Below are 7,054 nucleotides of genomic sequence, written 5' to 3'. Positions count from 1 at the left end.
AAAAGAACTTTGTTATTTACAATTTTAACTAAATAGAACAAATGATGGATTAATGACGATGTTTACATATAAGAGGATGAAGCGCGGTGCTATATTTTGTCTTGAATAAACATAGTCTTTGAAAGAGAGTACGAATGATACTAAAGGGGAGGCTTTATACTTGAGTTTACAAATTCAAAACTTAACGAAACAATTTGGGGAATCAAAAGCAGTTAACGGTTTGCAAATTTCGTTACCAAAAGGTGAAGTACTAGGGTTACTTGGACGAAATGGTGCAGGGAAAACAACAACAATCAAAATGCTTCTCGGATTATTAACGCCTAATGAAGGTTCGATTACATGGGATGGAAAAGCATTTGGAAATAGTGGTGTAACAATTGGGTATTTACCAGAAGAAAGAGGTTTATATACAAAAAGTAGAGTAATAGATCAGCTGCGATATTTTGGTAGATTAGAAGGAATGTCGAAGAAAGAAGTGGATCACGCTATTGATCACTGGTTAGAGCGTTTAGCGATACCAGAATATAAATTTAAAACGGCTGGAGAGCTTTCAAAAGGGAATCAGCAAAAAATCCAATTAATTGCTGCTCTTCTTCATAATCCGGAACTTCTCATTTTAGATGAACCATTCAGCGGCCTCGATCCAGTTAATGCTGGGATGTTAGCTAGTATTATTGAAGAACAAGTACAGAGCGGAAAGACGATTATTTTATCAAGTCATCGTATGGAACAAGTAGAGGCTTTTTGCCAACATGTATGTATTTTGAAAAAAGGTGAAGCAGTCGTAAAAGGACAGCTAAGTGATATTAAGAAAGAATACGGTTTCCGTAATTTAACGATTGAAGATACAGTAGAGAATGAAAAGGGATTAGAAGCTATACATGTATCGTATGAAAAACAACAAGGCCTTCTTTATGTGAAAGTACAAGACGATGCGGAAGCTCTCAAGATTTTGCAACAGTTGCAAGAGCAAGGTGTTAGCTTACGACAATTCAAAATGTTAGAGCCGACGTTAAACGAAATCTTTGTAGAGAGGGCGAAATAACGATGCGTAAATTTTCTCACGTATTTTCATTTTATTTTAGGGAAGCATTTTTATCTAAAAAATCATTAATTACGAGTGCGATTTTATTTTTAGTTGTGTTTGGGATTTTTGCATTTAATCATTTTACTTCAGGCGATGATAAAAATAAGGATAAAGATAAAATTGCAGTTGTAGTAGAGAGTTCCACATATAAAGTACAAAAAGATGAGCTAAATAAGCTATTGCCATCAGCAAAAATAACAATTGGTTCAAAGGATGATTTTGATAAACTGCATAAGCAAGTAGAAGAAGGCGATTTAGATGGTCTATTCCATGTGACGGAAAAGGATGGGGCTCCATCGATTACATATATGTATAATGGATTTCCAAGCCAAGCAACTTCTGCAATTATGGCAGGATATTTAAAGCAACAATATACGATGGTGACGATTGCCAAAAATAATGTTTCAACAGAAATTGCACAGCAATTACAAACAGAAATTCAAGTAAAGCAAGAAGCGATAAAAGATCGTACATCTTCTTTCGGAATTGCCTATTTCTTTACATTTGCTTTATATATGTTTATTGTAGCGTTCGGAAATACAATCGCAATGAATATTGCATCTGAAAAGGCGTCACGTGTAATGGAAGTAATGCTTCCGAAAGTGAAGCCTCTTACGATGATGTATGCGAAAATTTTAGCGGTTGTTTCAACGGCGTTATTGCAACTTGTCATATTGGCGTGTGGTTATCTTATTCCATATTTGTTAGGTTGGGTCGATTTAGAAAGTGCCTCACTATTTGGTATTCCAATTGACTTTACGAAATTAGATGCAAAGGTTATCAGCATGTTTCTTGTTTATTTCATTACGGGATATTTACTTTATGCGATGATGTATGCTGCTGCTGGAGCTGTCGTGTCTAAGACGGAGGATTTACAAGCTGTATCTTTCCCGGTAATGATTTTAATTATGGCTGCATTCTTTATTAGTATTAAATCATTAAGTGATCCGAATAGTACTATCGTCGTTGTAAGTTCTTACGTTCCATTTTTTACACCGATGGTTACCTTCTCACGTATTGTAGCTGGTGAAGCAGGTATGCTAGAAATTACGATAACATTAGCAGTCTTATTGGCGACAATTGCGGTATTAAATGCTGTTACAAGCCGCATTTACGTAAACGGCGTAATGAATTACTCAGATAAAGTGAAATTTAAAGATTTAGCGAAATTTATAAAGCGTCAATAATGAGAGAAAAGCATGATTTCCTATTGAAATCATGCTTTTTCTTTATGTATAAATTAAAAATAGTATATAATGATAAGAGTCGTCTTTTAATAGAATGAATAAAAAGGAGGGTGTGCAGATGGGGATTAGTAGTCGTTTTACAGTAGGTGTTCATATGCTGACATTACTTGCGATAGATCGAAACTCTCGCTGTACCTCTGAATGGATTGCCGGTAGTGTGAATACAAATCCAGTTGTGATTCGTCGCATTACAGGAATGTTGAAGAGAGCAGGACTTGTTGATGTACAAGCTGGTAAAGGTGGTACGACACTTGCTCGAGATTTAGAAGAAATTACATTACTTGATGTATATAAAGCAGTGGAAGTTGTAGAAGAAGGACAGCTATTTTCCTTCCATGAAAATCCCAACATTGAATGTCCAGTAGGAGCTAATATTCAATCAGTATTAGAAATTATTTTAATGCAAGCGCAAGAAGCGATGGAAAACGTACTTGCAAAAGTAACGGTAGATCAATTAGTTACAAATTTAAAGTCTAAAATGAAAGAATAAAAAAGCGAGCTTCCTCATAATGAGGGCTCGCCTTTTTTTATTCAGAAATATTGAAAATTCTATTTTTCAGTATTTAAAATGAATTTACCTATGATAGCTGCGAAGATACCACCAAGAATTGGTGCTACGATGAATACCCATAGTTGAGAAAGTGCTTCTCCACCAACAAATAAAGCTGGTGCGATACTACGAGCTGGGTTAACAGATGTTCCAGTTAACGGAATTCCTAATAAGTGAATTAAAACTAATGTGAAACCAATTACTAGTCCAGCTAAAGAAGAACTTCCTTTTTTACCTGTTACAGCAACGATAACTAAAATAAATACGAAAGTTAAAATGAACTCAACTAAAAATGCTCCAGATAAACCAAGAGTTCCGAAACCATTTTGTCCTAAATTATCTAAAGGTGTTTTAGCAGATTTTAAAATTGTTACTAACGTTGCAGTTCCTAATAAACCACCTAAAATTTGAGCTAATACATAATAACAAAGTTCCATAGCGTTCATTCGTTTGTTGATGAACATAGCTACTGATACTGCTGGGTTAATGTGACATCCAGAAATTGTTCCGATGCTATATGCCATAGCCACAATAGATAGACCGAAAGCCATAGCGATTCCTAATGTTCCAATTCCTTCAATTCCGCCGCCAGTGACAGCTACTCCAGTTCCGAATAATACAAGTACAAATGTACCAATAAATTCAGCGATTGCTTTTTTTAACATAATTTACCTCCTATTAATGCGCATGAAACGTATTATAACATAAGTTTTAGTATAAGCAGCCAATGAAATACTATTCTGATAAGGCGAAATAGGGGGACAATAAAAAAGAGTATGGTTCATCTCTATAGAACCACACCCTTTTTTTATGCTGATTTTTTCTGTTTAACGACTGGAACAGAACGGTTTAAAATACTATTTGCAACCATTCCTAACATGATAATAATCATTCCGATGAGAGAAAGTCCTCCAGGGAGTGAACCATTTAAGAAAATGATTTCTCCAAGTACGGTAAAGACCATCGTTCCAGCTTGTGTTGCTTCAACAGCTCCAAGTAGAGCGAGGTTATCTTTTGCTAAGTCAGTAGCAAAGAAAAATGTCATCGTTGCAATAACGCCGGAACATAATGCTAACAAAAATCCTTGAAGTATTTGGTTGGATGTTGGAATGCCAGTAGTAGAAAATCCGTATATACCAAGCAAGATTGTTATAGGAAGACTTCCAATTGCCATTCCTAATACACGTTGGAACGTATCAAGGCGTCCACCAACAAGCTCCATCATTTTTCGGTTACCGAACGGATATAAGAAAGCGGCTAATACGACAGGTAAAAAACCTGAAATGAACTGAGTCATTGTAATATGGCCTGCGGCAGTTGCTTGCATACAAATTACACCAAGTAAAATAAATAATGCAACATATAAGCTACGAAGTGGAATTTTTCCACGTACAAGTTTCGTACCTGATTTTGTTTCTATTTTCACGAAAAATAGTGGTGATAGTAGTAAACCAGCTAAAATCGTAACTTGCCAAGTTCCAGCAACGAGCCAAGCTGGAGAAAAGACAGCTGCGAAACTTAATAAAGAATAAAAACCAATACCGGCAACAGAACCCCATCCGATCCATGCCAATGGATGTTTTTTTAACTCTTCCCATAATCCCCTAAAGTTTTTGCGAAATAAAACGATAAGGAATAAAATAGGAAGAGCAAATAAAAAACGGAAGGAAGCTGTCCAAGCCCAGCTCGTTCCAGATACATTCATTGCTCTATTAATAATAAAGGTTGCAGAAAAAAAGGCCGATGATAAAAGACCTAATAAAATTGCGCGCATGAAGTATAACACTCCTTTCGAAAATAAATAATTATGTATAGTATGATATACTTTTAATTATTAAAAGTAAACTATTTTATACTTTAAGGTGGTTTTATATATGAAAGAAAATGAAGATATGCAAACGAAAGAAGTCATTCAACAAGTTGGACAGTTATTGAGACAAATTCGAAATGAACAGAAATTAAGTTTAGAAGAATTAGCTCATAAAACAGGAGTTAGTAAATTAACATTAGGAAAGATCGAAAGAGGGGAAACAAATCCGACACTAGCTGTCATTTGGAAAATAACGAAAGGGTTATCAATTCCTTTATCCAGATTAATGGTTGTTGGAGAACCTGTAGCTGTTGCGCGCTGTGGAGAAGGATTTGCAGTAGATGAAGGACAAGCGTGGCATTTAGAAACGATGTTCCGTTATACGAAAGAAACAGGGATGGAAATGCACCGTGCTTGTTTACGATCAAATAGTATATATGAGCCAGAAGCTCATCATGAAGGTGCGATTGAGCTTGTAACGGTAATGAAAGGGAAAGTGTCTATTCAAGTGGAGAATGATGTATACGAATTAAATGAGTTTGATTCCATTCAATTTGAAGCGAATAAGAAGCATATTTATAAAAATGAAGAAGAAGAAGTAGCGGTATTACATTTAACGATGAAATATTCTTCATGAAAAAATCACCTATAGGATTCTATAGGTGATTTGCTCTTCTTAAGTATGTGAAATAATGCCGTTAGTACGAACGTGGCATAAGTAATAAACAAATGAAATAAACTAAAAATCCTGTCCCAAAACATAAAACAGCAATAACCCAAATGATACGAATAAGAGTAGAGCTAATATCAAAATATTCTCCTAAACCACCACATATACCAAATAGCATTTTATCAGTTTCGGATTTACATAACTTTTTTGACATATTCCAATCAACTCCTTTTTATATCAAACTGCATACTTTTATTCTATATGGAAATTTATGAGAAGACTATGGGGTTGTATTACATTTTTTTGTGAGAAGTGATCGTATTAATTGTCTTAATTTTCAGTGGATATTAAACTTGTAGTTATGAGGTGATTTTTAATAAAGGGTGGGGAAATAGAGATGACGGTATATTGGTTGACTAACGTAATGCTTGAATCAGGATATACATATGAAGAAGAGAGAATTTCACAAACAGAAACAGAATTATGCAGTTTACTTATTGAAGATGGTCGAATTAAAAAAATTATAAAAGGGATTGTTCAAGAGGAAGATATAGTAACTTTTGATGCTAAGAACTTATTAATGTTGCCAGCTTTCAAAGAGATGCACATTCACATTGATAAAACATATTATAGTGGCCCATGGAAAGCTTGTATGCCAGCAGAAAGTATTTTTACACGTTTTAATGAAGAAGAAAAAATTTTACCAAAGCAATTAGCGACTGCCCAAAATAGAGCGGAAAATATGCTAGAGTTACTACTGCAAAATGGTGCAACGAATATTAGAACGCATTGTAATGTCGATCCGATTATTGGGCTTGGTAATCTGGAGGCGACGTTAGCGGCATTAGAAACATATAAAAATCGAGTGTCTAGTAGAATTGTTGCGTTTCCGCAACATGGATTATTGCGCAGTGATTCTGTGCAACTCGTGAAAGATGCGATGCGTATGGGTGCTCATCTAGTCGGGGGAGTAGATCCAGCTACAGTAGATAATGACATTGAAAAGTCATTACATACAATTATGGATATCGCAGTAGAATTTAATGCGGATGTTGATATTCATTTGCACGATGCGAATAATCTTGGAACGTTTACGATGAAGAGATTGGCAAGTTTAACAGAAGAAGCAGGATGGCAAGGCCGTGTAACGATTAGTCATGCACTTGGACTTGGTGGTGTTACTGATAAAGAGGCTGAAGAAGTGGCAGAAAGACTCGCAAATGTAAATATCGATATTACTTCAACAGTGCCAATTGGTAAACAAGTAATCCCAATTCCGTTATTAGATAAAAAAGGTGTTAAGGTTGCATTAGGCAATGATAGCATTACAGATCATTGGTCACCGTTTGGAACAGGTGATATGCTTCAAAAGGCGAATCGATTAGCAGAGCGTTTTGGGTGGAGTGACGAAAGGTCTTTAGGAAAAGCACTCCGCTTTATTACAGGAGGAAAAGAAACGTTAAATAATGAAGGGAAGCGAGTATGGCCGAATGTAGGGGATGAAGCGAGCTTTGTTTTGACGAATGCGACATGCGCTGCTGAAGCAGTAGCGCGTCAAACAGAAAAACGTTTAGTCGTGTATAAAGGAAATATTGTTGTTGGAAGTTTAAATGAGGTGGAATTAAATAATCTTGTGTAGAAGAATCGTTTAAATATTTTGAGGAGGGTTCTAATGGTGAGTATAGAACTC

General features: G+C 35.5%; 8 protein-coding genes. 5 read left to right on the top strand and 3 right to left on the bottom strand.

The window, feature by feature from the left end; all coding sequences use genetic code 11:
* Positions 1-160: 160 nt before the first annotated feature.
* The 3 genes from ACQGSG_RS05150 to ACQGSG_RS05140 all read left to right on the top strand — a co-directional run bounded on the left by ACQGSG_RS05150 (position 161) and on the right by ACQGSG_RS05140 (position 2,824).
* Entirely contained in the window at positions 161-1,045 is an 885-nt protein-coding gene (locus ACQGSG_RS05150; protein WP_000058117.1) for an ABC transporter ATP-binding protein, read from the top strand.
* 2 nt (positions 1,046-1,047) lie between these two features.
* On the top strand, positions 1,048-2,274 hold the full coding sequence (locus ACQGSG_RS05145) for an ABC transporter permease (RefSeq protein ID WP_001224977.1): 1,227 nt from the start codon (positions 1,048-1,050) through the stop codon (positions 2,272-2,274).
* 118 nt (positions 2,275-2,392) lie between these two features.
* On the top strand, positions 2,393-2,824 hold the full coding sequence (locus tag ACQGSG_RS05140) for an Rrf2 family transcriptional regulator (protein WP_098605538.1): 432 nt from the start codon (positions 2,393-2,395) through the stop codon (positions 2,822-2,824).
* Between the two features lie 59 nt (positions 2,825-2,883).
* Here ACQGSG_RS05140 and ACQGSG_RS05135 read toward each other — a convergent pair whose 3' ends face one another.
* Both ACQGSG_RS05135 and ACQGSG_RS05130 read right to left on the bottom strand, forming a co-directional pair.
* Positions 2,884-3,549, bottom strand: a complete 666-nt coding sequence (locus ACQGSG_RS05135; RefSeq protein WP_097946110.1) for an aquaporin — start codon at positions 3,547-3,549, stop codon at positions 2,884-2,886.
* Between the two features lie 143 nt (positions 3,550-3,692).
* Positions 3,693-4,658, bottom strand: coding sequence for a DMT family transporter (locus ACQGSG_RS05130; RefSeq protein WP_030028417.1), 966 nt, complete (start codon positions 4,656-4,658; stop codon positions 3,693-3,695).
* A 100-nt stretch (positions 4,659-4,758) separates the two neighbouring features.
* Between ACQGSG_RS05130 and ACQGSG_RS05125 the strand changes: the two genes are divergently transcribed.
* Positions 4,759-5,331: a helix-turn-helix domain-containing protein gene (locus ACQGSG_RS05125; RefSeq protein WP_000661924.1), complete on the top strand. Its 573-nt coding sequence runs from the start codon at positions 4,759-4,761 to the stop codon at positions 5,329-5,331.
* Between the two features lie 61 nt (positions 5,332-5,392).
* On the opposite strand, the gene ACQGSG_RS05120 is transcribed toward ACQGSG_RS05125, so the two are convergent.
* A complete protein-coding gene (locus ACQGSG_RS05120; RefSeq protein ID WP_000038411.1) occupies positions 5,393-5,578 on the bottom strand; it encodes a PspC domain-containing protein in 186 nt (61 codons plus the stop codon).
* Positions 5,579-5,761: 183 nt separating this feature from the next.
* On the opposite strand from ACQGSG_RS05120, the gene ACQGSG_RS05115 reads away from it, so the two are divergent.
* Positions 5,762-7,003, top strand: coding sequence for an amidohydrolase family protein (locus ACQGSG_RS05115; RefSeq protein WP_000219559.1), 1,242 nt, complete (start codon positions 5,762-5,764; stop codon positions 7,001-7,003).
* Positions 7,004-7,054 lie beyond the last annotated feature (51 nt).

This window comes from Bacillus sp. GMa5/1, assembly GCF_050172015.1.
Lineage (GTDB): Bacteria > Bacillota > Bacilli > Bacillales > Bacillaceae_G > Bacillus_A > Bacillus_A cereus.
Note: the sequence above shows the minus strand (reverse complement) of the source record. Positions and strands in the feature narration are given on the sequence as shown.